Source organism: Tsukamurella pseudospumae (assembly GCF_001575205.1).
GTDB lineage: Bacteria > Actinomycetota > Actinomycetes > Mycobacteriales > Mycobacteriaceae > Tsukamurella > Tsukamurella pseudospumae.
Genome location: NZ_LSRE01000001.1, coordinates 116,001 through 140,607 on the forward strand (window position 1 = coordinate 116,001; position 24,607 = coordinate 140,607).

Consider the following 24,607-nt stretch of genomic DNA (forward strand, 5'->3'; position numbering starts at 1 on the left):
GTGCGGGCTACGGCTACGCCGTCTTGCGATCGGTGTCGGACGGCTGAACCGTCTGCACGTCGATCGGCTGCTCGGTGACCTGCGCCTGCGGCTGCTGAGCGGGGGCCTTCGCGTCGCCCTCGGTCTTCATCTCGTCCATCTCGCTCTTGAAGATGCGCAGCGATCGGCCGAGGCCGCGGGCGGCGTCAGGGAGCTTGCGTCCACCGAACAGGACCAGCACCACGACCGCGATGACGATCCACGCGGTTGCACTATGCGGAAACATGTCGCCTCAATTCTCTTCCGACTACGTGACAAGACTACCGGACCCGCGGCTCGCTGTTCCTGTGCGAACGCTGCGGGCGATGTGTCCGGTTCATGAATAGTTGGCGAGCCCCGCGGCCGCGCGGCGCGCGACGGCGGTCGCCAGCGACTCGGGGCCGCGCACCGTCAGTTCCCCGCCGAAGCTGAGCACGAACCGCACCATCCAGTCCTCCGTCGCGTACTGCATCGTCGCGGCGACCGGACCGCCCGCGTCCTCGCTCAGCACGGTGAACGGGTGGTACTCGAGCGCCCAGGCGGCGCCGGGGCCGACCTCGACGGTGGCCGTGGTCAGCTCGTCGGCCGCGGCACCGTCGAACAGCCCGGCCGCCGGTTCCACGTGCTGCGGCACCGAGGCGGGTTCGTCGAGCTCGTGCACCTCGTCGATCCGGTCGAGGCGGAACATCCGCAGGCCCTCGCTGGTACGGCACCAGGCCTGTAGGTAGCTGTGGCCGCCGAAGGTGTCGAGGGCGATGGGGTCGACATCGCGCTCCGTGGTGCTGTCGCGGGTGGCCGAGTAGTAGCGCAGGTGCAGTGCGCGACCGTCACGCAGGGCCCCGCGCACGGTGGCGGCGACGCCCGCCACCGGGCTGTCGGGCTGGGCGCCGTCGATCGAGGCGACGGTGTCCCGCCCCGCGCCAGCGACCGCCGCCTCGAGTTTGGCGATGGCTCGCAGGACCGCGGCCGGATCGGCGACACCGGGCGAATCCGCCAGCCCGCGCAGCGCGAGCAGCAGCGACGCCGCCTCGGGGCCGGTCAGCTTGAGCGGGCGGTCGATCTTGGCGCTGAAGCCGATGTCGACCCCGGACTCGTCGTAGTCGATCTCGATGAGATCGCCCGGGAACATGCCGGGCAGCCCGCACATCGTGAGCCCGGTCAGGTCCTTGCGCAGCTGGGCGACCGTGACACCGAGGTCGGCCGCGGCGCGCTCCAGGTCCGCGTCGGGGTGCGTGCGGAAGTACGGGATCACGTTGAGCCAACGCGCGAGGCGCTGCATCTGCTTCGTCGGCTGCTTGGACGGTGTGCTCATCGCGCCGCCGCCAAGGCCGTGAGCCGGTCCACGACGGCGTCGCGCAGCTCCTGCGGTTCGAAGACCACCGCGTCGGGCCCGAGCCCGGACACCTCCCGGGCAACGGCGTCGACCGAACGCATCTCGACGGTGATCTCGGTGCCGGACCGGCCGCGGAAGTCACCGTCGGCCTGCGTGGCCGCGAGCCGACGGAGCCCGTCGCCCCGCCCCCGCGCGACCCACAGCCGGGCCGTCCCGACCGGGTCGCGCTCGGCGACGGTGGCCACCACGTGCGCGTGCAGGTCGAAGCCCTCGGGCGGCCGCACGGTGGCCGCGGCCCCCGTGACGGAGCCGCCCCGGACCCGGCTGAGCTTGAACGTGCGCACGGCGTCGCGCGCCACGTCGTGCCCGACCGCGTACGCGCTGCCGCGGAACGTGACCACGCCCCACGGGTGCAGCGTGCGGTCGACATAGGGCTGCGCGGGATTGGCGCGGTGCTCGAAGGTGACCTGGCGCCGCCGGTCGATGCCCTCGAGCATCGCCAGCAACGCGCCCTCGGCACCCCGGTCGGGGGCGATACCCGGGCCCACGCCCGCGCCGGGCCCGCTGACGTCCATGCCGCCGGCGCGCAGCTTCTGCACCGCGGACTGCGCCGCTGAGGACAGCTCCGGCGACTGCCAGACCGCTGCGGCGACGGCCACGGCGGTGGCCTCCTCGGGATCGAGGTCGATCTCGCCGAGGGCGTACTCGTCGAACGCGATCCGGTAGCCGGTGGCCGAATTGATCCGGGACACCGGTGCCACCTCGATGGGGACGCCGAGTTCCCGCAGGTCCGCCTTGTCACGCTCGAACATCCGCTCGAAGGCCTCGTCGTCGGCGTCCGGGTCGTACCCGAAGACGTTCGCCCGGATGTAGTCCCGATCGAGCGGGCGTTGCGTGTACAGAAGGCATATCACCAGGTTGGTGAGACGCTCGATCCGCGAAGTTGCCACGTGTCGATCTTACGTTCTACGTGTCCGATCCGCGCGGATCGACGCGGTGTCGTCCGTTCGGAGGACAGGGGTCGCACTCCCCTATGCTCCACGCATCGTCGCGAGGAGGCCCGCCGTGCAACCCCATTCCGATCCGCTGTTCGGGCGGTACACCGTCGTCGCGCCGCTGGGCCGGCACGCCACCGGTACCAGCAGTCTCGTCGACGGCCCCGACGGACGCCAGGTGCTCACGGTGCTTCCCGTGGCCGACGGTGCCGCCTTCCTCCGGGACGCCGCCGTCGCAGCGCGACCGAGCGGCACCGGCGCGGCACCCGTCCTCGCGTACGGGTTCGCCGACGGTGTCGCCTGGTTCGTCGCACCCGACCCGTCCGGCCGGGACCTGGCCGCCGTTCCCGCCGCCGACATCCCCGTCGGCGAGATGGTCGGACGCGCCCTCGCAGCGCTCGACGCCGCGAGTGAGGCCGGCGCGCGCCGAACCTCCGGGGTGGGTGGGGGTCCCGCTCCCGTCCGGCGACGGTGGCCGGTGATCGCGGGAGCCGTCGCCGGAGTGTTCGTCCTCGTCGGGGCTGTCGTCGGGGTGACGGTGGCACGCAGCGGTGACTCCGGCGCCGACGGTCCGTCCGGTCCGGTGACGGCGGTCAGCGGGTACGGCGACACCGTCTGCGCGGTCGCCGATGCGCGCCTGTACTGCTTCGGAGGCAACCGGTCCGCGACGAACGGCGACGGAACCACGACCGCGCGAACGGCACCGGCGATCGTCGCCGGGCTCTCCAGGGTGTCGGACGTCGCGGTCGCTGATGGCGTCGTGTGCGCGATCACGGCCGGTGACGTCTACTGCTGGGGTGCGTACTCCTCCGGGTTGGTGCCGGAGCAGACCACGCAGTACACCGGGGCTCGGACCCCGGTGAAGGTCACGGGCATCTCGGGTGCGACCCGGATCGCCGTCGCCACCTCCGGCCGCCTCGGATCGACCGCCTGCGCCCTGACGGCGGCGGGCCCGTACTGCTGGGGCTCCGCGATCTCCTCGACGAAGCCGACCGCGCTGCGCGGGGTGCCGAAGGCGTCCGCGGTCGAGGTCTCCTTCGTCGGGTACGCCGCGATCGCCTGCGCCCTCGTCGATGACGCGGTCGAGTGCTGGACGGGCGGAACGGACTTCGACCCGCTCACCGAACCTCCCAGCCGCGTCGCCGGACTGCCTGCCGTGACGGCTCTGTCGGCGGGCGGCGCCTGCGGGGTCGCCGACGGCCGGGCGTACTGCTGGGAAGGAAACAGTGCGACCATCGCGGCGGTGGCCGCGCCGTGGGCATCGGGCCGGCGTGGGATCACCGCCGTCGCGAGCGACGGACAGTACGCGACGGCGCACTGCATCGTCGTCGACGGCGCAGTCTCGTGCGCCGGGAAACCCACGGAGACCGTGGCCGTGGTGTCCGGCCTCGACCGCGTCACCGCGATCACGACGGCCGGCCCCACCTGCGCCGTGGCCGACGGCTACCTGTACTGCTGGGGCGACCTGGCCTGGCGTACCGGCGGCACCGCCGGTGGTGCGGCGGCGGCCCCGGTACGGATCGAGGTGGCCCGGTAGGTCGCACGACGACGCCGCCGGGGCCACATCGGACGCCGCTACATCGACGCGATGAGCCGCTCGACCCGCTCGTCGACGCTGCGGAACGGGTCCTTGCACAGCACCGTGCGCTGGGCCTGGTCGTTGAGCTTGAGGTGCACCCAGTCGACGGTGAAGTCGCGTCCGGCGGCCTGGGCCGCGGTGATGAACTCACCGCGCAACTTGGCACGCGTGGTCTGCGGCGGGGTCTTGACGGCGGCATCGATCGCCTCGTCCGTGGTCACGCGCGCGGCCATGCCGCGGCGCTGCAGCACGTCGAACACGCCGCGGCCCCGCTTGATGTCGTGGTACGCGAGATCGAGCTGCGCGATCTTGGGGTCGGACAGCTCCATCGAGTACTTGTCCAGGTAACGCTGGAACAGCTTGCGCTTGATCACCCAGTCGATCTCGGTGTCCACGCCGGAGAAGTCCTGCGACTCCACCGCGTCGAGCGTGCGGCCCCACAGGTCCACGACCTGCGCGAGCTGCTCGTCGGGCTCGCGGGTGGCGAGGTACTCGACGGCCTTCCCGTAGTACTCGCGCTGGATGTCCAGCGCGCCGGCCTGCCGCCCACCGGCGAGGCGCACCTCGTGCCGTCCGGTGGTGTCGTGGCTGACCTCGCGGATCGCGCGGATCGGGTTGTCCAGCGAGAAGTCACGGAACTGGACGCCCGCCTCGATCATCTCCAGCACGAGGTGCGCGGTGCCCACCTTGAGCATCGTGGTGGTCTCGGACATGTTCGAGTCACCGACGATCACGTGCAGGCGGCGGTACTTCTCGGCGTCTGCGTGCGGCTCATCGCGGGTGTTGATGATCGGCCGGCTCCGGGTGGTCGCGCTGGAGACGCCCTCCCAGATGTGCTCGGCCCGCTGGCTCAGGCAGTACGTGGCGTTCTTCGGCGTGAGCAGCACCTTGCCGGCGCCGCAGATCAGCTGCCGCGTCACCAGGAAGGGCAGCAGCACGTCCGAGATGCGGGAGAACTCGCCCACGCGGCTCACCAGGAAGTTCTCGTGGCAGCCGTAGGAGTTGCCCGCCGAATCGGTGTTGTTCTTGAACAGGTAGATGTCGCCGCCGATGCCCTCGTCCTGCAGCCGCTGCTCAGCGTCCAGCAGCAGATCCTCCAGGACCCGTTCCCCCGCCTTGTCGTGCGTGACCAGCTGGAGCACCGAATCGCACTCGGCGGTCGCGTACTCGGGGTGGCTGCCCACGTCGAGGTAGAGGCGCGAGCCGTTCTGCAGGAAGACGTTCGAGCTGCGTCCCCAGGAGACGACCCGCCGGAACAGGTACCGGGCGATCTCGTCGGGGCTCAGGCGACGGTGTCCGTGGAAGGTACACGTGACACCGAACTCGGTCTCGATTCCCATGATTCGGCGCTGCACGGTTCGAACATACCCTCAGGTCCGCTTTCGCAGTCCGCCCCGCCCGGATCGGAGTGCCGGCGCTCCCGCACCATCACCGCGACGACGATCGGCGCGAGGGCGACCGCCGCCAGCACGAAGGTCGTCAGCACGTCCGTCGCGGCGACGAACGCACCCAGTGTCGCGGAGAAGACGAGGTTGAATCCGGTGTGTGCGATCGACGTCGTCCAGATCGTTCCCGAGCCGTACCACAGTGCGCTCCAGATGATCTCGAGCAACACCGACATCACGATCCACATCGGGATGAGCAGGAGGGTCTCGCGCAGGGGCACGTCGAACCCGAAGTAGCCCACCGACGCCAGCGGCCAGTGCCACGCTCCCCAGATCGCGCCGGTCGTCGCCGCAGCGGCCGTCGGCCGGTTCCGGAACACCGGCAGGTCGGCGAGCGCGCCCCGCAGATACGCGGTCCAGCCGAACTCCTCGCCGAAGAAGACGGGCGCGAACACCACCATCACGAGAGGCCCGAGCAGGAGCTGCTCCAGGTGGGGCCCGGCACCGTCGGGCGGGACCGAGATGACGCCCGTCGCGAAGCCGACCGGCAGGGCGACGGCCAACAGCACGAACGGGACCGCCAGCGCGAGGAGGTACCAGCGCCACCGCTCCCGTAGGCGCGGCCGCAGCCCCGCGTCGGCGAAGCCCTGCCGGGTGATCCACACCCGCACCACGAACGCCGCGAGAGCGGGCAGGAACGCGGCGGTGATCAGCTGGATCACCGGGTCGTTGAGCGGATGCCCGAGTGCGTAGGCGATCACCCACAGACCCCACGAGGGCAGGAAGGTCAGGGCCAGGAACCACGGGATGCCGCGCCGGTGCACGGAGGTTTCGTTCATGCCTCCAGTCCACCCGAACGACGGTCCGCGGTCACGGGCCCGGGAGCCCGACCTCGCGGTGGTGCCGGCACTACCCCAGCAGCTGCGCGACCCGCTCGTCGGACAGGCGCTTGAACGCACGACGGGGTCGGGTGTGGTCGAGGATCGCGACCTCCAGCTCCCCCGCCTCGAAGGTCTTCGGTTCCGCGGTCGATGAGGCGGACGAGCCGTTCGACGGTGCCGGGGCGCCGAGCGCCTTCGCCGCGAGGCCGAACGCTGCGGCGAGGTCCAGGCCGTCCTGGTAGCCCTCGGTGAGGACAGGCGTGATCGACTCCGTCTGGCCGCCCATGACCACGAACTGCTTCTCATCGCCGACGGAACCGTCGTAACCCACGCGGTAGAGCCGCGACGCGGCGTTGTCCGGCGTGCCGACCTCGGCCACGCACAGCTCCACCTCGTAGGGCTTGGCCTGTTCGGTGAAGACCGTGCCCAACGTGGACGCGTACGCGTTGGTCAGCGACCACCCGGTGACATCGCGCCGCGAGTACTGGTACCCGCGGGTGTCGGCGAACTGGATGCCCGCGCGCCGCAGGGACTCGAACTCGTTGTACTTGCCCACCGCGGCGAAGCCGATGCGGTCGTAGATCTCGCTGATCTTGTTGAGCGAGCTCGGATTGTCGGCCACGAACAGCACGCCGTCCGCGTACTTGAGCACGACGACGCTCCGGCCGCGGGCGATGCCCTTGCGGGCCAGCTCCGAGCGATCGCGCATGATCTGCTCGGCGGACGCGTAGTACGGGAAGGTCATGCCTGCGCCCCTCTCGCCGCGATGACGCGGTCCGTCGCGGCTGCCACGTCCGCCTCGGCGACCTCGACGGCACCGTCGGAGGTGATGACGACGGACGTCGGGTACAGCTTGCGGAGTACGTCCGGACCGCCGGTGGCGGTGTCGTCGTCGGCGGCGTCGAAGAGGGCCTCCGCGGCCACGTCGAGCGCACCGTCGGCGTCGAGACCCTGCCGGAAACGCTTCTTGATGGACGACTTCGCCCAGGCCGAACCCGAGCCGATGGAGTGGTAGCCCACCTCGTCGTGCCAGTCGCCCGTCACGTCGTAGGAGACGATCCGACCGCGTGCCTCCGCCTCGTCGAATCCGACGAGCAGTGGCACGGCCGCCAGGCCCTGGAGAGCCGCACCGAAGTTGCTGCGCACCATGCCCGCGAGCCGATTCGCCTTGCCCTCGAAGGTGAGCGGGACGCCCTCGATCTTCTCGTAGTGCTCGAGCTCCACCGTGAACAGTTTGACGATCTGCTTCGCGATGCCCGCGGTGCCGGCGATGCCGACCGCGGTCAGCTCGTCGGTGACGAAGGTCTTGACGATGTCGCGCTGCGCGATGAGGTTGCCCATCGTGGCACGGCGATCACCTGCGAGCAGCACGCCGCCGTCGAAGGCGACCGCCACGATCGTGGTGCCGTGCGGCACGTCCGCGGGGCCCTCGGAGATGCGGAAGGCCAACGCCTCCGGGGCCACCTCGGCCAGATGCTGGACGAAGGAGGATCGCGCGCCGCTCAGCGGCGTCACTGGCCGCCCTTCTGGACGTACGCGCGCACGAAGTCCTCGGCGTTCTCCTCGAGCACGTCGTCGATCTCGTCGAGGAGATCGTCGGTCTCGTCGGTCAGCTTCTCGATGCGCTCCTGGCCGGCTCCCGACGGTGCACCCGCGAGGTCCTCGTCGTCTCCGCCGCCGCCACGCTTGACCTGCTCCTGCGCCATCTCGCTGCCTCCTTAGCGACCATCCCGGGCCGCATGACCCGATGTTCCAACCCTACCGGCCTACACTGCTCCCGTGGATCCGTACACGCCGCCCGGCATGCCCGAACCGGTGCTCGTCAGCATCGGCGACATTCATTGCACCCGCACCCAGGTCATCACGCCCGCGGGAACCTTTCCGATCACGGGCGCGCAGTGGACCGTGACCGACCACAGTGTGCACACCCGCACCACGCCCACCTGGGCGATCGTCCTCGCGATCGTCGGCGCGTTCGTCGTCTGCCTGTTCTCGCTCTTCTTCCTGCTCGCGAAGGAGGACCAAACTCAGGGATTCGTGCAGGTCAGCGTGTTCGGCCCGGAGGGCCGTTCGTTCACGACCAGCGTCCCGGTGTACTCGCCCTTCGCCGTGCAGGACGTGTTCGGGCGCGTCAACTACGCCCGGAACCTCAGCATCGGCATGTAGCCCCGACGGTCCGCCGGAGTTCGGCCGCTACTGAAGGATGCGGGCGACGGTACGCCGGATGCGCCGTGGGCGGGGCGTGCTGCCGACGGGACAGACGACCTCGATGAGGGTGCGATCGTCGAGACGGATGACCCAGTGGTGCTCAACGATGATCGCCTCCGCATTGATCGTCGTGTGCGTGATCGACGCGAGCCGTTCGATCGGAATCGGTTCGGACGCTCCCCCGATGCCCACTCCCGACTCGTCGATCCACCAGATCACCCTCCCGGCGGACTTCCACATCGCGATCGGGATCGGACCGAAGAACGCCGTCACGACCGCGGCGAAGCCGGCTGCCATGACCACCATCCCTGGCGACCCCACCTCCACCGGCAGGAAGGCCGCGGAGATCACCACGAACGCGACACCGGCATCGAGAAGAGCGAGCGCAGCGGCTGCGACGAAGAAAGGAATCCCGATCCGCCCGCGGACGGCCAACGCTGTCGGCGGCGGTTCCGGCGGAACACTGGGCGCATCGATCGGAACCACGATGTCCGCTGCCGCGAACCAGACGGCGGCGCCGGCGATCCCGCTGGCGATGCCGAAGGCTACCCGTCCGAGCTCCCAGCCGTCGACGGTGTTCGCCTCTGCGATGAGGATTCCGCCACCGAGCACCAGCAGCGCGGCACCGATACGGAAGAACCAGAACCGAACGAACTTCCGTCCATCGATTCGCGGTGCCGGTGGCACGTACCCGAACGACTGCTCCGGCCGGTCCGCCCTGTGGCGCGCGCTCACCACCAACCGCCGCTGACGCGGACACCGGGGGCGACGTTCCGCACGAGGCCGCGGAATCGCATCGGTCGCACTGATGCTCCGGCGGGATATCGGACCGTGACGGGAGGACGATCGTCGAACGAGATAGTCCACCGGTGGGTGTAGACGAGGCCGCGAGCATCGTCCTTGTCGTACTCCACCGCGACCACGTGGTCCCACGTGCTTCGGCCTGGCCGGTCGGTATCGGTGGTGCGAAAGCCGATCTCGTCGAGCGTCGCCCAGAGGTGAACACTGCGGCCGCTCCGGATGATCCGCAGCGGGAGCGCGGCACAGAGCACGGCACCCGTCACTCCGAGGACGAAAACGCCCGGCCACAGGGCTGGTTCCTCCTCCGGCGGTGCGATCGAGAGTCCGAGGCAGATCACCGCGAGTAGTCCGAAGGCGACGGCAGCCAGCACGCCGATGACGAGGACGATGCCGTACCTGCCACGCACCACCGTCGGAAACTGCGGCGGCTCGGGGGCTCGACCGGAGCTCTCGACCGTTGGACCGTGGCCCGACGCAGGAAATGGATCCTGCCAGGTACCGGCCATCCTCACATGCGGGGCCGCACGTCTGATGCTCGCGCGCACGTGCGTGGGTCCACGCCGCACCCCCGCCGGATACCGGACCTCGTCCACGTCTCCAGTGGTGCGCCGAATCGTCCACACATGCCACAGCGGGAACCCGCCGACGTCCTCATATCCGTACTCCACGGCCTCTATCTCGCGCCAGGCAGCTCTCGTCGGGTTGTCGCCTCGCCGATACTCGAGACTTTGATCGGTGACCGCCATTCGCCACCGGACTCCGCCACGGAGTACCGCACGAAGGTACAGCACGCCTCGCGCGCCGGCTCCCACCACGAACAGCAGCGATGCGCCGCCGGGGAGCGTGAATCCGTTCGCCACGACATCCGCTATCAGACGCCAGGTGAAGAACGCGCTGCCCAGGAGTACTCCGACTGCGAGCCAACCGACACCTCCGATGCCGCCGCGCACCAAGACGTTCGAGCCGGCCGGCGTCACCATCCGAGGACCGTCTCGACCTGTGAGTGTTGGCGGATTGGACAACTATTCAACATCAAGAAGAGTGTATCGGTCTGATCCGCATCGCGAAGGAGTGAGTGGCGGTCAGCGGTCCAGGAGATGGGGTGCCAGGCGCCGCAGCTCGCGATCGATCTCGACTACTCCGGGGCGCAGGTCGACGGGCGTGCGCACGGACACATCGCCGAATCTCCAGGTGAAGTGATGGTCGACGTCGCTCGGACCGATCGGGAAGTACATCGACTCGACGGCTCGGCTGAACCATTCGATCTCGTTCCATGGCGTGAACGTCGGAGCTTGTCCGGATGTCGCGATGCTCACCCCCTCAGGAGACAGCGCGATCAACACGATCCTGGAAGCGCGAAGGACGCCGACGGCGTATCCCGCCAGCACCGCGTTGAAGAGTAGAACGAAGCCCCCGATCAGTAGTGCGCTCATCGCACCGTCCCGGGTACCGACGGCAAAGGCCGACAGGGCGGCACCACCGAGAAGTACCGCAGTGACGAATGTGAGGATGATCGCCCCCGCCGCGGAGAGGAAGAAGAGCAGGGTGAGGCGCCCGCGGACCTCGACCGCGTCACGAATCGCGAGGGCGCTGCGTGTCGCCACCGGAACGTGCGACGCTTCACGACCGATCACTCCCGCGGCGAGCGCGAAGAGCAGCGCACCGATGACCTCGATCCACCAGTCGATCTTGCGGTCGGCAGAGAGCCACAGTCCGACGCTCAGACAGGCGTGCAGACCGAGCAGCAGCGTCGATCCGAACAGCGCGAGGACCATCGGGCCGAACCTGCGCGGCGCTGACCGCGCATGCCGCACCACGTCAGATGGGACGGAGACGGACGACCGGGATCGGGCGGGTGGTCTTGCGCTGGTACGCCGCGTAGCGGCCGCCGTTGTTGCGATCCGCGAGATCCCAGAGCCGCTGGTAGTCGGCGTCGCCGGGCCGCAGGGTCTCGACGCCGGCCGGGAACCGCTTCGTCCCGACCTGCACGTCGACGGTGCCGGCGGCGACCATGTTGTGGAACCACGCCGGGTTCCGCGGCGCTCCGCCCTTGGACGCGACGACGACGTAGTCGGCACCGTCGGCGACGTAGGTCAGGACGGTCGTGCGCGGCTCCCCCGACTTCGCACCGACGGTGCGGACGATGAGGCTGGGCACCCCGAAGAGCAGCTTGTGACCGATGCGGCCGCCGGAGCGCACGTACAACTCGCCGTGCGCCTTGAGCACCTCGGGGAATGCCCTCGCGTACAGCTTGTTCAGTTCGCGGGCGATGTCCATGGAAGTCCTTGTCAGATGGTCGAATCGACGATGAAATCACGGTCGAGTCCGAGGAGGACGCCGTCCGAGGTGTACAGGTGGAGTTGCTCGACGTGCGCCTGCGCGACGAGCAAACGATCGAACGGGTCGTGCCGCAGGAGCTCCGGGAACTCGCGGATCCCCTCCGCGTGCTCCGCCTCCACGTTCAACAGTGCGAGTCCCTCACGCTCGACAACCGACCCGAAATCGACGGGGATCGTCAACTTGCCGAGCATCGACTTGATCGTGAGCTCCCAGATCGTCGCCACGGAGACGTACACCTCGACGGTCTCCGCGATCATCGACCTGGCGAATTCACCGAGACGGGGATTGTCGTCGAGTACCCACAAAGCGGTCTGGCTGTCGAGCAGGATCACTCGTCGTCCGTCCCGTAGAACATCCGCTGGATGTCGGCATCCACGTCGAACGCGGCGTCGTCGTAGGCGATCTGGCCGGCCAAACCCCCGAATTGCACGCGCGTACCGCGATGCGGGACGAGGTCGGCCACCGGACGCCCCGCCTTGGAGATGACGATGCGTTCACCCTGTGCGACACGTTCCAGCAGCCGAGACAGATGCGTCTTGGCTTCGTGGATGTTCACTGAGGTCATAGACCAAGGGTACGGACTTAGTCCGACTTAGTCCATGCCTGCCCGCCGTCGATCAACCCCGCAAGGAATCGACGAGCTCGCGGGCGGAGGAGGCACCGTCGAGCAGGGCCCCGACGTGCTCCTTGGTGCCGCGCAGGGGCTCGAGCGTCGGGATGCGGACCAGCGAGTCGGCGCCGACGTCGAAGATCACCGAGTCCCAGCTGGCCGCGGCGATCTCGGTACCGAAGCGGCGCATGCATTCGCCGCGGAAGTAGGCGCGGGTGGACTCGGGCGGCGTCGTCACGGCGTCCATCACCTGCTGCTCGGTGACCAGGCGCTTCATCGAACCGCGGGCGACGAGCCGGTTGTAGAGCCCCTTGTCGAGCCGCACGTCGGAGTACTGCAGGTCGACGAGCTGCAGCTTCGACGCTCCCCACGACAAGCCCTCGCGCTGACGGATGCCCTCGAGCAACCGCAGCTTGGCCGGCCAGTCCAGCTCGTCGGCGAGCCGCAGCGGATCGTCGGCGAGGGTGTCGAGCACTCGGACCCAGGTGGCGTGCACGTCGAGGGCACGGGCATCGTCGGAGCCCTCGAGGAAGGATCCCACCCGGTCCGCGTAGGCGCGCTGGATGTCCAGCGCCGTCATGTGCCGGCCGTCGGCGAGCTCGAGGACGCCGGTCAGCGACAGGTCGCGCGAGACCTGATGCACCGCGGAGACGGGCGCCGCCAGCTGCAGGTCCGACAGGTCGACGCCGGCCTCGATGAGGTCGAGCACCAGCGACGACGTGCCGACCTTGAGGTACGTGGAGGTCTCGGCGAGGTTCGCGTCACCGATGATGACGTGGAGTCGGCGGTACTTGTCCGGGTCGGCGTGCGGCTCGTCGCGGGTGTTGATGATGCCGCGCTTGAGCGTGGTCTCGAGGCCCACCTCGACCTCGATGTAGTCCGCGCGCTGCGAGAGCTGGAAGCCCGCCTCGTCGCCGCTGGCGCCGATCCCCACGCGGCCGCTGCCGCAGAACACCTGCCGCGTCACGAAGAACGGGGTCAGCCCGCCGACGATCGCGGCGAACGGGGTGTCCCGCCGGCACAGGTAGTTCTCGTGCGTGCCGTAGGAGGCGCCCTTGCCGTCGATGTTGTTCTTGTAGAGCTGCAGGGCCGGGGCACCGGGCACCGTCGACGCGTAGCGGGCCGCGGCGTCCATGACGCGCTCGCCCGCCTTGTCCCAGATCACCGCGTCGAGCGGGTCTGTGACCTCTGGCGCCGAGTACTCGGGGTGCGCGTGGTCGACGTACAGGCGTGCGCCGTTGGTGAGGATCATGTTCGCGGCGCCGATCTCGTCGGCGTCGATGATCGGCGCCGGCCCGCCGCGTCCGAGGTCGAAGCCGCGGGCGTCGCGCAGGGGCGACTCGAGGTCGTAGTCCCAGCGGGTGCGCTTGGCGCGCGGGACGGCCGCGGCCGCCGCGTACGCGAGCACCGCCTGCGTCGAGGTGAGAATCGGGTTCGCCGTGGGGTCCTTCGGCGCGGAGATCCCGTATTCCACTTCGGTACCGATGATGCGCTGCATGCGCCCCAGCCTATCGGTGCCGATCGGGCCGGGTCAGGCCGCCTGCCGCGCGATCCGGAACCGGGTGACCGCCCACAGCAGGACCGCCATGAGCGCGAGCACGCCGATCGCGATTCCCCACTGCATCGGCGTGGAGTCCCACAGCGGATCGACGCTCGATCGGGTCGTGACGAGCCGCCCGGACACCGGGTCGGTCGCGGTCACCGAGGTCACCTTCTGCAGGTCGATCGTCGAGGCGGACGCGGCGAAGCCCCATCGGGACGGGAACAGCCAGGACACCTGCTCGAGGCCCGGCCGGTCGTGCAGCCCGAACAGGCCGCCGCTCATCACGAGCTGGGAGATGACGACGACCACGAGGAGCGGCATCACCTGCTCGGCGGACCTGGCGATCGCCGAGATCAGTAGGCCCACCAGGGTGGACACGCACGCCAGGACCGCGATGTCGGCGATCAGCTCGATGGGGACGTTCGCGAGGATCGCACCCTGGTCCGGTGTGGCCGTGCCGATCAGCATGATGCCGACCATGATCGCCGCCTGCAGGGTGGCGGCGGCGAAGAAGACCACCGTCTTCGCCGACAGGTACGCGCCGGGCCGGAGACCGACCGCGCGTTCGCGCTGGAAGATGGCGCGCTCGCCGACCAGATCGCGGGCCGTCAGCGCGGCACCCATGAAGCACGCGCCGATCACCAGCAGTACGAGGATCATCTTCGGCGCCGCGACCTCCTTGTCGACGACACCCGCGAGCCCCTTCTCCGCGGGCACCAACAGCGTGACCGCGCCGAGGACGATCGGCATGAGGACCAGGAAGATCAGGTACGCCCGGTCGGCGAGGATCAGCCGCAGCTGCCGCCGCGCGATCACCGACAGCTGCTTGCGCGTCGAGGTCCGTGGCGCCTTCGTGGGGGTCGGCGGGGCTCCGGTCGGGGCCGGCGGCGGCGGGGCGGGGTTCGCCGAGCGGTACCGCTGCCACGCGACATCGGGTTGCTTGGCGGCGAAGTCGAAGATCTCCGCCCAGTCGCTCGTGCCCATCGCGGCCTTGACGCCCTTCGGCGAGCCGCAGTACGCGGTCTTGCCGCCGGGCGCCAGCAGGAGCACCTGGTCGCACATGTCGATGTGGGTGAGCGAGTGGGTCACGACGATGACCACGCGGCCCGCGTCGGCCAGGCGGCGCAGGGTCTGCATCACCTGACGGTCGAGCGCCGGGTCCAGGCCGGAGGTCGGCTCGTCCAGGATCAGCAGCGACGGGCCGGTGAGCAGTTCCATCGCGACGGACGCGCGCTTGCGCTGGCCGCCGGAGAGCTTGTCCACCCGCGTCTGCTTGTGCTCGGTCAGCTGCAGCTCCGCGAGCACGCCGTCGATCACCTGGTCGCGGTCGGCCTTCGACATGTCCGGCGGCAGGCGCAGCTCGGCGGCGAACCGCAGCGCCTGCTGCAGGGTCAGCTGCCGGTGCAGCACGTCGTCCTGCGGCACCATGCCGATACGGGAGCGGAGCGCGTCGAAGTCGCGGTGCACGTCCCGGCCCTCGAACTCGACCCGGCCGGCGGTCGGGGTGACGGCGCCGGAGACGACCCGGGACACCGTCGACTTGCCGGCGCCCGAGGGGCCGATCACGGCCGTCAGCGTGCCCGGGGCGGCGCGGAAGTCGATCCCGTGCAGGAGCGTCTTGTTGCCGTCGACGGTCAGGGTGATGCCCTGGACCGCGAGGCCGGCGCCCGCGAACTGCTGCGCCTTGGGGCGTTCCAGGCGGCCCTGCTCGACGATGAGGTCCGAGTTGCCGATGGTGACCAGGTCGCCCTCGCGCAGCGCGGTCGGTCCCGCGATGCGCCGGCCGTTGACCTGGGTGCCGTTGGCCGAGCCGAGGTCCTCGATGACGAGGCCCTGCGGGCCCGTCAGCAGCCGTGCGTGGCGGCGCGAGACCAGCATGTCGCCGAGGGCGATGTCGTTGTCGGGGGTGCGGCCGATGGTCATCTGGCCGGACGCGGAGCCCATGGGGCGCTGCGGCATCTTCGCGACCTGGTACAGGCCGGTGTTCCCCGCCATCGCGCGCAGGTGCGGCGCGACCTCGCCGCCGGGGCCCTGCAACAGTGTGGGCTCGGCCCGCTGGGCCGGGATCGGCGCCGACGGTGCCTGCTGTCGCGGCAGCTGCATCGGTCGTGACGGCGGCGCGGGGTTCTGCCCGGTGGCCGGGGGCACGGGGATCCGCGCCAACTGCGGTGCGCTCGGACCCGGCGGGGGCGTCGGCGTGCGCGGAACGGGATTCGACGGTGCCCGCTGCGCGGCGGGAATCTGCTGCACGGGCTGCTGCGACGAGGGCGGCGGCGGAGTCCGGGCCGGGGGCGGGGGCGGCGTGTTCGAGCGGGGCGCCGCCGAGAACACGACCTGGGCGCCCGTGCGGGGGTCGCCGAACATCAGCTGCTGCGTGCCGTTCAACGCGATGGTCGGCCGTCGGACGCCGCCGACGAACACACCGTTGGTGCTGCGGTCGGTGAGGATCCACCCCGTCGGACCCGCGGTCGCGACGGCGTGCGTCCGAGACACCAACGGGTGGTTGATCGTCACGTCCGACTCGAGCGTGCGCCCGAAGGTCACCGTCTTACCCGGGGCGAAGGTCAGCGTCTGCCCGTCCACCGTGACGGTGAGAACTGAAGTTTCCGTACTCATCACGCAGCATTCTATGCAGACGCGACTTGCCCTGGGCTTATGCGGCGCTTGTGCGCCGCCGCCCGGCGACCTACAGGTACTGCCCGGTGTTGTTCTCCGTGTCGATCGCCCGGGACGCGCTGGAGTTCTTGCCCGTCACCAGCGTGCGGATGTACACGATCCGCTCGCCCTTCTTGCCCGAGATCCGCGCCCAGTCGTCCGGGTTCGTGGTGTTGGGCAGGTCCTCGTTCTCGGCGAACTCGTCGACGATCGACTCCAGCAGGTGGGTGATCCGCAGGCCGGGCTGGCCGGTGTCGAGGAAGGCCTTGATGGCGTGCTTCTTCGCCCGGTCCACCACGTTCTGGATCATCGCGCCCGAGTTGAAGTCCTTGAAGTACATGACCTCCTTGTCGCCGTTGGCGTAGGTCACCTCCAGGAACCGGTTGTCATCCGTCTCGGCGTACATCCGCTCGACGACCCGCTCGATCATCGCCGTGACGCACGCCTCGCGATCGCCGCCGAACTCGGCGAGATCCTCCTCGTGGATCGGTAGCGCCGCGGTCAGGTACTTGGAGAAGATGTCGATCGCGCCCTCTGCGTCGGGCCGCTCGATCTTGATCTTCACGTCGAGGCGTCCGGGCCGCAGGATCGCGGGGTCGATCATGTCCTCGCGGTTCGACGCGCCGATGACGATGACGTTCTCCAGGCCCTCGACACCGTCGATCTCGCTGAGCAGCTGCGGGACCACGGTGGTCTCCACGTCCGAGCTCACGCCCGAGCCGCGGGTGCGGAAGATCGAGTCCATCTCGTCGAAGAAGACGATGACGGGCGTGCCCTCGGACGCCTTCTCCCGCGCGCGCTGGAAGATCAGGCGGATGTGCCGCTCCGTCTCACCCACGAACTTGTTGAGCAGCTCGGGGCCCTTGATGTTGAGGAAGTACGACTTCACCTCGCGCGAGTCGTCGCCCCGGACCTCGGCGATCTTCTTCGCCAGCGAGTTGGCCACGGCCTTGGCGATGAGCGTCTTGCCGTTGCCGGGCGGGCCGTAGAGCAGCACGCCCTTCGGCGGCCGCAGCGAGTAGTCCTTGAACAGGTCCTTGTGCAGGAAGGGCAGCTCGACCGCGTCGCGGATCAGCTCGATCTGCCGACCCAGGCCGCCGATGTCGGAGTAGTCGACGTCCGGCACCTCCTCCAGCACCAGGTCCTCGACCTCGGCCTTGGGGATGCGCTCGAAGGCGTAGCCCGCCTTGGTGTCGACCAGCAACGAGTCGCCCACGCGCAGCTTCCGGCGCGGCAGCCCGAACTCGTCGAGGCCCGGATCCTCGGAGGCCTGCAGCGCGAGCGGCGCGGCCAGGCGCACGACGCGCTCCTCGTCCGCGTGGCCGACGACGAGGGCACGGGCACCGTCGTCGAGGATCTCGCGGAGGGTGGAGATCTCGCCCACGGTCTCGTACTCGCCCGCCTCGACCACGGTGAGCGCCTCGTTGAGGCGCACCGTCTGGCCCGTGCGGAAGCTGACGACGTCCAGGTTCGGGGAGCAGGTGAGCCGCATCTTGCGCCCGGAGGTGAAGACGTCCACCGTGTCGTCCTCGTAGGTGCCCAGGAGCACGCCGTAGCCCGATGGGGGCTGCCCCAGCCGCTCGACCTCCTCGCGGAGCGTGAGCAGCTGATTGCGGGCGTCCCGCAGCGTCTCGAGCAGCTTCGTGTTGCGGGTGGTGAGCGCGTCGACGCGCTCGCGCAGCACGGCCGCGGAGGTGGCCTGCGAGGTTCCCGGCGTCGTGCTCGACGGGCGGGTCGGATCCGGCTCGGTCACAACAGCTCCCTTCCAGTGGGGACCTTCAACGCTACCCCTTGTTCGATCGACGCTGGGGACGAGGCGCGACGGTGCCGTCGGCCAGCCGCCGGCACGTGATCAGGAAGGCCGTGTGGCCCTGCATGCGGTGCGACGGTCGCACGGCGAGACCGACGACGTGCCACTCGCGCACGAGCGCCTCCCACGACCGGGGCTCGGTCCAGATGCCCTGCTCCCGCATCGCCTCGACGACCTTGGACAACTGGGTGGTGGTCGCGACGTAGACCGTGAGCACGCCGCCGGGGACCAGCGCCTTCCCGACGGCGTCGAGCACGTCCCACGGCGCCAGCATGTCGAGGACGACGCGATCGACCTGTGGGCCGTCGTACTCGGCGAGGTCGCCGAGGTGCAGGTTCCAGTTGTCGGGACGCCCGCCGAAGAACTCCTCGACGTTCTTGGCGGCGTACTCGGCGTGGTCCTCGCGGACCTCCCAGCTGGTCACCGAGCCCTCGTGGCCGACGGCGCGCAGCAGCGAGCACGTGAGTGCGCCGGAGCCGGCCCCCGCCTCGAGTACCCGCGCGCCCGGGAAGATGTCGCCCTCGGCGACGATCTGCGCCGCGTCCTTCGGGTAGATGACCTGCGCGCCGCGCGGCATGGACAGCACGTAGTCGGTGAGCAGCGGCCGCAGCGCGAGGTACGGGGTGCCGTTGACGGCCTTGACGACGCTGCCCTCGGGCGCGCCGATGAGCTCGTCGTGCCGGATCCCACCCTTGTGGGTGTGGAACTCCTTGCCCGCCTCCAGGTGGACGGTGAACTTCCGGCCCTTCGCGTCCGTCAGTTGCACTCGGTCGCCCACTACGAAGGGTCCACTGTTCGCCATGGGTGCAGATTGTCCCAGCGACCCCGCCGTTCCGGCGAATCAGGGCTGTCGGTAAGTGTTGTTCATGGCCGATGACGCGTTCTTCCATCCCGTCGGGACCCTCGACGCCGACGGGTTCGAGTACGAGGTGTTCGATCCGACCCGGGCGAGTGCGAGCGTGTGGGCGGACACCATGCAGCACGGTGCCCCGCCCGCGGCGATCATGGTGCGCGCCATGGAGAAGCTGGTCGGCGACGGCGCGCGGGTCTCCCGGGTGACGATCGACCTGCTGGGCGTGGTGCCGATCACCCGGACGCGGGTGCGGGCGTGGGTGTCCCGGCCGGGTCGGACTATCTCACTGATAGCCGCGGAGATGGACTGCGTGGATGGCTCCGGCGAGTACCGCACCGTCGCGCGGGCGCAGGCGTGGGCGCTCGCGGCGTCCGACACGACGGCGATCGCCCGCGACCTCTCCCCCGCCATCGCTCCGCTGGACGCAGTACCCGGCCCCGTGCCCGGCTTCTTCGCCCACCTGCAGGACCAGGGCTTCCTCTCCGCCTGTGAATGGCGTTTCGTGACCGATCCCGGCGCGCCGGACGGCCCCAAGCAGTGCTGGATCCGGCCGAAGATGCCGCTGGTCGCCGGTGAAGCGCCCTCGCCGCTGGTTCAGGTCTTCTCGGTCGTCGATGCCGCCAACGGCATCTCGGCCTACCTCGATCCGACTGCGGTGACCTGGATGAACATGGACATGACGGTGCACTTCCACCGCTCGCCGCAGCCCGTGGACGGCTGGGTCGGTCTGTTCGGCGATCAACTCGTCGGGGGCGAGGGCATCGGCACCACCGTGTCCCGGATGTACGACGGTGCCGGGGCCTTCGCCGTCGGCGCGCAGACGCTCCTCGTCGCCGCGCGGTGAGACGACGGCGCCCCGGGAACCTTCCCGGGGCGCGGTCACTCGCCGGTCAGAAGCGGCAGCTGCGGATGTCGGTCATCAGGATCGCCTTGGCGCCGAGGTCGGCGAGGTCGTCCATGACCCCGTTGGCGTCCTTGCGAAGGACCATGGCGCGCACCGCGACCCAGGCGTCGTCGGCCATGGGGGCGACCGTCGGCGACTCCAGGCCGGGCGTGACGGCGATGGCACCGTCGAGCAGCGTGCGCGGGCAGTCGTAGTCGAGCATCACGTACTGCCGCCCGAAGACGACGCCCTTGAGCCGCGCGGTGATCTGATCGCGGGCCCGGCTCGACTCGGCGCCGACGCGCTCGATGAGCACACCCTCCGAATCGCACAGGGAATCGCCGAAGGCGATGAGGTTGTTCTGCCGCAGCGACCGGCCCGACTCCACGACATCGGCGATGAGGTCGGCGACGCCCAGCTGGATGGAGATCTCCACGGCACCGTCGAGCCGGATGACCTCGGCGGTCATGCCGCGCGCGGCGAGGTCGCGCCGCACCAGGTTCGGGTACGAGGTGGCGACCCGCTTGCCGTCGAGATCGCCGACGGACCAGTCCTGGCCCGCCGGGCCGGCGTAACGGAAGGTGGACCGGCCGAAGCCCAGCGCGAGGCGCTCGGTGAACTCAGCGCCCGAATCGAGCGCGAGGTCGCGCCCCGTGATGCCCATGTCCAGCTCGCCCGAGCCGACGTAGAGCGCGATGTCCTTGGGACGGAGGAAGAAGAACTCCACCTCGTTGGCGTTGTCGATGACCGTGAGGTCCTTGGCGTCCGAGCGGCGGCGGTAGCCCGCCTCGCTCAGGATGGCGGCGGCGGCCTCGGAGAGCGCGCCCTTGTTCGGTACGGCGACCCGCAACATGTGTGTGGATTCCTTCGGGAGGATCAGGGGTGGGGGATCAGAGGTACGAGTAGACGTCGTCGAGCGTCAGGCCGCGCTTGATGAGCAGCACCTGCAGCCAGTACATCAGCTGCGAGGCCTCCTCGGCGAGGTCCGCGTCGCTCTGATGCTCGGCGGCGATCCACACCTCGCCCGCCTCTTCCAGCACCTTCTTACCCAGGAAATGGATGCCGCGGTCCAGCGCCTCGACGGTCCCGCTCCCAGCGGGCCGCGCCTCGGCCTTCTCGGCCAACTCCGCGAACAACGTCTCCATGGTCTTCACACGACTCATTGTCCCACGCGAACTAGAGTGGTCCGTGTGGAGGGCAGCGCGACCGCGGAGGGGGCACCGTCGGCACCCCGAACGGATGGTCCCGACGCCCCGGCGAAGGGCTCCGCGCAGTACCGCTACGCCCGCGCGTTGATCCGCGCTCGTCTGCGCCTCGTCCGCGCCGCGCGCGACCCGGACCGGTTCCTCCGCGAGAACTACGACGATCTCGCCCGACGGCACCCGCTCCTTGCGTGGGCATGGAGCCTGCTGCACCTCGACTTCGCCGGGCTCTTCGTCGGCGGACTGTTCCTGATGAGCAGCTTGACGGTGTCGCTGCTCCCCCGTTCCTGGTTCTTCCAGGGCATCGTGTCGGGCATCAACGCCGTGATCGGCTATGCGATCGGCGTGTTCCTCAAGTGGGTCGTCGTGGACCTGCTGGTGCGCTCGCACCCGATCCGCGACGATCCGAAGCGGGCGCGCTGGGTGCCGGTGTGGCGGGCGCTGATCGTGCTCGGCGTCCTGGCCGGTGGGCTGTGGATGATGATCGCCGCGAAACGCTGGCAGGACGACGTGCGGGCCCTGATGGGCATGCCGCCCGGATCGAACCTCTGGTACCTGCTCACCCCGATCGTGGCCTTCGTCGTTGCAGCGCTGCTGATCTCGATCTTCCGGGTGCTGCGCGACCTCGCGCTGCTGGTCGGTCGCCGAGCCAACCGCTTCCTCCGCATCCCGCTGCCCGCCGCCCGGGTGTTCGGCTTCGTCTGGATCGCCTTCCTGGCCTTCCTGCTGGTCGACGACGTCGGCTTCCGCGCCTTCACGGCCGTCGCCAACCGCGTCGCGTCCACCACCAACAACGAGGAGGTCGCAGGCTTCCCGCAGCCGACGATCCCGCAGCGATCCGGCTCTCCGGGTTCGCTCGCGCAGTGGTCCGGCCTCGGCAACGAGGGCCGCAAGTTCGCGACCGGGGGTCTGCGTGCGGAAACGCTGAGACGCTTCACCACGCGGCCCGTGAGCGAGCCGGTCCGCGTCTACGTCGGACTCGAGAACGCCCCGACGCCGGAGCGTCGCATCGCGATGCTGCACCAGGAGCTCGCGCGGACCGGTGCCCTCGACAAGGGCCACGTCGTGATCATCCCCACCACCGGATCCGGGTGGGTCAACCCGACCGCGGCGCGGGCGCTGGAGCTCATGTACGACGGCGACGTCGCTCTCGTCGCCATGCAGTACTCGTACCTGCCCAGCTGGATCTCGTTCCTCACCGACGGCGAGGCCTCGCTGCAGTCCGGTAAGGCGCTGATCGACGCCGTGCTCACGGACGTGCGCGCTCGCCCCGTGGCCGCGCGGCCCAAGGTCCTGGTCATGGGCGAGAGCCTCGGTACCCGCGCCGGCGAGGGCGCGTTCAACGGGCTCGCCGACATCCGGGACAAGGTCGACGGTGTCGTCTGGATCGGGCCGCCGCGCGCCAACCCGATCCACTCCGCGATCTCCGACCGGCGTGACCTCGGCACCCCGGAGGTACTCCCCACCTACACCGACGGGCTGATCGTCCGGTTCACCGACGGCAGGCGGTCGCTCGCGGGGAGCGGTGGCGCGGAATGGCTGGCCCCGCACGTCGTGTACGTGCAGCACCCGTCCGACCCGGTGGTCTGGTGGTCCCCGGAACTCATGCTGCGCCAGCCGGATTGGCTCAAGGAGGCACCGGGCAAGGACCGCAGCTCGGCGATGGCGTGGTACCCGTTCGTCACGTTCTGGCAGGTATCGGCCGACCTCGCGAACGCCGCGGGGGTTCCCGACGGACACGGCCACAACTACGGCACCGCCGTGGTGGACGCGTTCGCCGCGGTCCTCCCGCCCGCGGGGTGGACGCCGGCCGACACCGAGCGGGTCCGGATGGCCGTCATGGCCAGCGCCGCGATCGACGGTGCCGAGAAGTAGCTTCAGCGGCGGGCGGCGTCCTTCAGCGCAGCGAGCAGGTCCGGCGACAGGCCGCTGACGTCCGCGGTGAGGACGAGCGGCGACCCCAGTGCGGCCCACCGGGCGATCTGGGTGCGGCCCTGTTCATCGGTGACGCCGGGAAGGCCCGCGACCAGCATGTCGAGGTCCCGGACGGTGCCCGGGGCCGGCGGCACGCGGTCGAGGACGTCCGCGATGCCCTGGTCCTCGGTGGCGGGCGCGCCGGTCCGCCACGTCGGGACGACGTCGTTGGTGACGCGGACCGCGTCGGCGATACCCGCCCAGGTTCCGGTGGCACCGGGCACGGACCCGGCGACGCCGCTGTTCGGGTTGATCGCGTACGTGACGGGGCGCCCCGTCGCTACGAGCGCGTCGCGCATCCGGCGGAAGGCGGCGCGCTGCATCTCGGCAGGTACGCCCGGGCCGCACCAGTCGTATTTGAGGTAGTCGACGCCCCAGGCGGCGAAGGTCCGCGCATCCTGCGCCTCGTGGCCGGCGCTGCCGGTCGAGCCGGGGTAAGCACCGGACTGCTGCGCGCAGGTCCGGTCCCCGGGGGATTCGTAGATCCCGAGCGTGAGGCCCTCCGCGTGCAGCCTGTCGGCGAGCGCTGCGATGCCGTGCGGAAAGGTCGTCGGGTTCGCCGTGAGTGAGCCGTCCCGGGTGCGGTCCGGGGCGAACCAGCAGTCGTCGACGATGACGGTGCGGTAGCCGGCGGCCGCGAGCCCGCTGCTGATGAGCGCGTCCGCCTGGTGTTCGACCTCGGCCTCGGTGACCGCGCAGCCGTAGAGGTTCCAGCTGTCCCAGCCGAGGGTCGGCGGGAAGGCCGGCCGCGGTGGGGCTGGTCGCGCGCCGCAGCCCGCGACCAGAAGGAGCAGTACTGCGAGGGTTCGCTTCACACTCGCAGTGATACCCGCCGAAGCTGCGCGCGGGCTGGCAGGACTACAGCCGGAAGGTCTCGCGGGACGCACCGGCCAACGTGCCCAAGTGCACGGCACCGTCGGCGACGGGCTCGGGCCCCACGGTCAGGACCCTGCAGCCCGCCGCGAGGGCGGACCGTGCGCCGGTCGGCGAGTCCTCGACCGCCACGCAGTCCGACGATGCGAAACCCGCCAGCTCGGCGCCGCGCAGGTAGGGGTCGGGTGCGGGCTTGGGGGCCGGGATCTCGTCGCCGCAGACGGTGGCCACGAACCGGTCGCGGCCCAGGGTGCCCAGGGCGTGCTCGGTGACCTCGCGGATCGTGTTCGTGACGAGGACGAGGGGGACCTCCGCTGCGCCGAGCAGGTCGAGCGCCTCGCGCGCGCCCGGCTGCCACGGGATGCCACCGTCGAACAGTTCGACCACCCGGTTCGACACCCACCGCTCGGCGCCGGCGTAGTCGCGGTCGGCCTCCGGGACGTCGGCGATGTCGAACAGCTTGCGCAGGGCGTCGCCGGTCGCGTTGCCGAGTGTGCTCTCGCGCTGCTCCGGGGTGACCTCGTACCCCAGCGTGCGGGTGAACTCCGCGACCGCGATGTCCCACAGCTTCTCGGAATCGAGCAGGGTGCCGTCCATGTCGAACAGGACCGCGGACGGCAGGGAGGAGGTGGTCATGGCGTGCACCCTATGCGCCTGGTCATCC

At 70.1% G+C, this 24,607-nt stretch carries 26 protein-coding genes; 4 read left to right on the plus strand and 22 right to left on the minus strand.

What is annotated here, in order from left to right:
- Positions 1–13 precede the first annotated feature (13 nt).
- The 3 genes from tatA to AXK61_RS00560 form a co-directional block, all read right to left on the minus strand.
- Positions 14–265 (minus strand): Sec-independent protein translocase subunit TatA, encoded by a 252-nt coding sequence (tatA, locus tag AXK61_RS00550; protein ID WP_068743264.1) that lies wholly within the window; start codon positions 263–265, stop codon positions 14–16.
- A 90-nt stretch (positions 266–355) separates the two neighbouring features.
- Positions 356–1,330, minus strand: a complete 975-nt coding sequence (locus tag AXK61_RS00555) for a helix-turn-helix transcriptional regulator (protein ID WP_231855340.1) — start codon at positions 1,328–1,330, stop codon at positions 356–358.
- The gene (locus tag AXK61_RS00560) at positions 1,327–2,301 is read right to left on the minus strand and encodes a helix-turn-helix transcriptional regulator (protein WP_068569612.1); all 975 of its coding nucleotides are present in this window, start codon (positions 2,299–2,301) and stop codon (positions 1,327–1,329) included. Before AXK61_RS00560 ends, AXK61_RS00555 begins: the two co-directional genes overlap by 4 nt.
- Before the next feature lie 115 nt (positions 2,302–2,416).
- Between AXK61_RS00560 and AXK61_RS00565 the strand changes: the two genes are divergently transcribed.
- A complete protein-coding gene (locus tag AXK61_RS00565) occupies positions 2,417–3,883 on the plus strand; it encodes a protein kinase family protein (RefSeq protein ID WP_068743266.1) in 1,467 nt (488 codons plus the stop codon).
- Between the two features lie 38 nt (positions 3,884–3,921).
- On the opposite strand, the gene pafA is transcribed toward AXK61_RS00565, so the two are convergent.
- From pafA to AXK61_RS00590, 5 genes are all read right to left on the minus strand, one after another.
- Positions 3,922–5,280, minus strand: a complete 1,359-nt coding sequence (gene pafA / locus AXK61_RS00570) for a Pup--protein ligase (protein WP_197466711.1) — start codon at positions 5,278–5,280, stop codon at positions 3,922–3,924.
- Positions 5,208–6,149, minus strand: a complete 942-nt coding sequence (locus tag AXK61_RS00575) for a CPBP family glutamic-type intramembrane protease (RefSeq protein ID WP_068743268.1) — start codon at positions 6,147–6,149, stop codon at positions 5,208–5,210. The genes pafA and AXK61_RS00575 overlap by 73 nt, the downstream gene beginning before the upstream one ends.
- 70 nt (positions 6,150–6,219) lie before the next feature.
- Positions 6,220–6,936, minus strand: coding sequence for a proteasome subunit alpha (gene prcA / locus AXK61_RS00580; RefSeq protein WP_068569604.1), 717 nt, complete (start codon positions 6,934–6,936; stop codon positions 6,220–6,222).
- The gene (gene prcB, locus AXK61_RS00585) at positions 6,933–7,706 is read right to left on the minus strand and encodes a proteasome subunit beta (protein WP_068569602.1); all 774 of its coding nucleotides are present in this window, start codon (positions 7,704–7,706) and stop codon (positions 6,933–6,935) included. Before prcB ends, prcA begins: the two co-directional genes overlap by 4 nt.
- A complete protein-coding gene (locus AXK61_RS00590; RefSeq protein WP_068569600.1) occupies positions 7,703–7,897 on the minus strand; it encodes a ubiquitin-like protein Pup in 195 nt (64 codons plus the stop codon). The genes prcB and AXK61_RS00590 overlap by 4 nt, the downstream gene beginning before the upstream one ends.
- A gap of 73 nt (positions 7,898–7,970) precedes the next feature.
- On the opposite strand from AXK61_RS00590, the gene AXK61_RS00595 reads away from it, so the two are divergent.
- Positions 7,971–8,357: a hypothetical protein gene (locus tag AXK61_RS00595; protein WP_139057723.1), complete on the plus strand. Its 387-nt coding sequence runs from the start codon at positions 7,971–7,973 to the stop codon at positions 8,355–8,357.
- A gap of 27 nt (positions 8,358–8,384) precedes the next feature.
- Here AXK61_RS00595 and AXK61_RS00600 read toward each other — a convergent pair whose 3' ends face one another.
- The 10 genes from AXK61_RS00600 to AXK61_RS00645 all read right to left on the minus strand — a co-directional run bounded on the left by AXK61_RS00600 (position 8,385) and on the right by AXK61_RS00645 (position 18,960).
- Positions 8,385–9,134 (minus strand): hypothetical protein, encoded by a 750-nt coding sequence (locus AXK61_RS00600; RefSeq protein WP_139057722.1) that lies wholly within the window; start codon positions 9,132–9,134, stop codon positions 8,385–8,387.
- Positions 9,131–9,610 carry a hypothetical protein gene (locus tag AXK61_RS00605; RefSeq protein ID WP_068569596.1) on the minus strand — a complete coding sequence of 160 codons (480 nt, stop codon included), beginning with the start codon at positions 9,608–9,610 and terminating at the stop codon, positions 9,131–9,133. The genes AXK61_RS00600 and AXK61_RS00605 overlap by 4 nt, the downstream gene beginning before the upstream one ends.
- 672 nt (positions 9,611–10,282) lie before the next feature.
- Positions 10,283–10,975, minus strand: coding sequence for a hypothetical protein (locus tag AXK61_RS00610; protein ID WP_068569595.1), 693 nt, complete (start codon positions 10,973–10,975; stop codon positions 10,283–10,285).
- Positions 10,976–11,018: 43 nt separating this feature from the next.
- Positions 11,019–11,477 carry a nitroreductase/quinone reductase family protein gene (locus tag AXK61_RS00615; protein ID WP_068743270.1) on the minus strand — a complete coding sequence of 153 codons (459 nt, stop codon included), beginning with the start codon at positions 11,475–11,477 and terminating at the stop codon, positions 11,019–11,021.
- An 11-nt stretch (positions 11,478–11,488) separates the two neighbouring features.
- Positions 11,489–11,872 carry a type II toxin-antitoxin system VapC family toxin gene (locus AXK61_RS00620; RefSeq protein ID WP_068743272.1) on the minus strand — a complete coding sequence of 128 codons (384 nt, stop codon included), beginning with the start codon at positions 11,870–11,872 and terminating at the stop codon, positions 11,489–11,491.
- The gene (locus AXK61_RS00625) at positions 11,869–12,105 is read right to left on the minus strand and encodes a type II toxin-antitoxin system Phd/YefM family antitoxin (RefSeq protein WP_068743274.1); all 237 of its coding nucleotides are present in this window, start codon (positions 12,103–12,105) and stop codon (positions 11,869–11,871) included. The genes AXK61_RS00620 and AXK61_RS00625 overlap by 4 nt, the downstream gene beginning before the upstream one ends.
- 52 nt (positions 12,106–12,157) lie before the next feature.
- Positions 12,158–13,648 carry a depupylase/deamidase Dop gene (gene dop, locus AXK61_RS00630; RefSeq protein ID WP_068569591.1) on the minus strand — a complete coding sequence of 497 codons (1,491 nt, stop codon included), beginning with the start codon at positions 13,646–13,648 and terminating at the stop codon, positions 12,158–12,160.
- A gap of 33 nt (positions 13,649–13,681) precedes the next feature.
- Positions 13,682–16,309, minus strand: coding sequence for an ATP-binding cassette domain-containing protein (locus AXK61_RS00635; protein ID WP_197466712.1), 2,628 nt, complete (start codon positions 16,307–16,309; stop codon positions 13,682–13,684).
- Between the two features lie 70 nt (positions 16,310–16,379).
- Positions 16,380–18,032 carry a proteasome ATPase gene (gene arc / locus AXK61_RS00640; protein WP_414929974.1) on the minus strand — a complete coding sequence of 551 codons (1,653 nt, stop codon included), beginning with the start codon at positions 18,030–18,032 and terminating at the stop codon, positions 16,380–16,382.
- 100 nt (positions 18,033–18,132) lie between these two features.
- Positions 18,133–18,960, minus strand: a complete 828-nt coding sequence (locus tag AXK61_RS00645; RefSeq protein ID WP_068569584.1) for a tRNA (adenine-N1)-methyltransferase — start codon at positions 18,958–18,960, stop codon at positions 18,133–18,135.
- Between the two features lie 64 nt (positions 18,961–19,024).
- Between AXK61_RS00645 and AXK61_RS00650 the strand changes: the two genes are divergently transcribed.
- Positions 19,025–19,855, plus strand: coding sequence for a thioesterase family protein (locus tag AXK61_RS00650; protein ID WP_068569582.1), 831 nt, complete (start codon positions 19,025–19,027; stop codon positions 19,853–19,855).
- A 46-nt stretch (positions 19,856–19,901) separates the two neighbouring features.
- Here AXK61_RS00650 and hisG read toward each other — a convergent pair whose 3' ends face one another.
- Together hisG and AXK61_RS00660 are read right to left on the minus strand one after the other, a co-directional pair.
- Positions 19,902–20,747, minus strand: coding sequence for an ATP phosphoribosyltransferase (hisG, locus tag AXK61_RS00655; RefSeq protein WP_068569581.1), 846 nt, complete (start codon positions 20,745–20,747; stop codon positions 19,902–19,904).
- Positions 20,748–20,784: 37 nt separating this feature from the next.
- Positions 20,785–21,048 (minus strand): phosphoribosyl-ATP diphosphatase, encoded by a 264-nt coding sequence (locus AXK61_RS00660; RefSeq protein ID WP_068569578.1) that lies wholly within the window; start codon positions 21,046–21,048, stop codon positions 20,785–20,787.
- Between the two features lie 138 nt (positions 21,049–21,186).
- Between AXK61_RS00660 and AXK61_RS00665 the strand changes: the two genes are divergently transcribed.
- Positions 21,187–22,971, plus strand: a complete 1,785-nt coding sequence (locus AXK61_RS00665; protein WP_414929975.1) for an alpha/beta hydrolase — start codon at positions 21,187–21,189, stop codon at positions 22,969–22,971.
- Positions 22,972–22,973: 2 nt separating this feature from the next.
- On the opposite strand, the gene AXK61_RS00670 is transcribed toward AXK61_RS00665, so the two are convergent.
- Complete coding sequence (locus tag AXK61_RS00670) at positions 22,974–23,885, minus strand: glycoside hydrolase family 27 protein (RefSeq protein ID WP_068569575.1); 912 nt, start codon at positions 23,883–23,885, stop codon at positions 22,974–22,976.
- 43 nt (positions 23,886–23,928) lie between these two features.
- Positions 23,929–24,579 carry an HAD family hydrolase gene (locus tag AXK61_RS00675; protein WP_068569573.1) on the minus strand — a complete coding sequence of 217 codons (651 nt, stop codon included), beginning with the start codon at positions 24,577–24,579 and terminating at the stop codon, positions 23,929–23,931.
- Between the last annotated feature and the right edge of the window lie 28 nt (positions 24,580–24,607).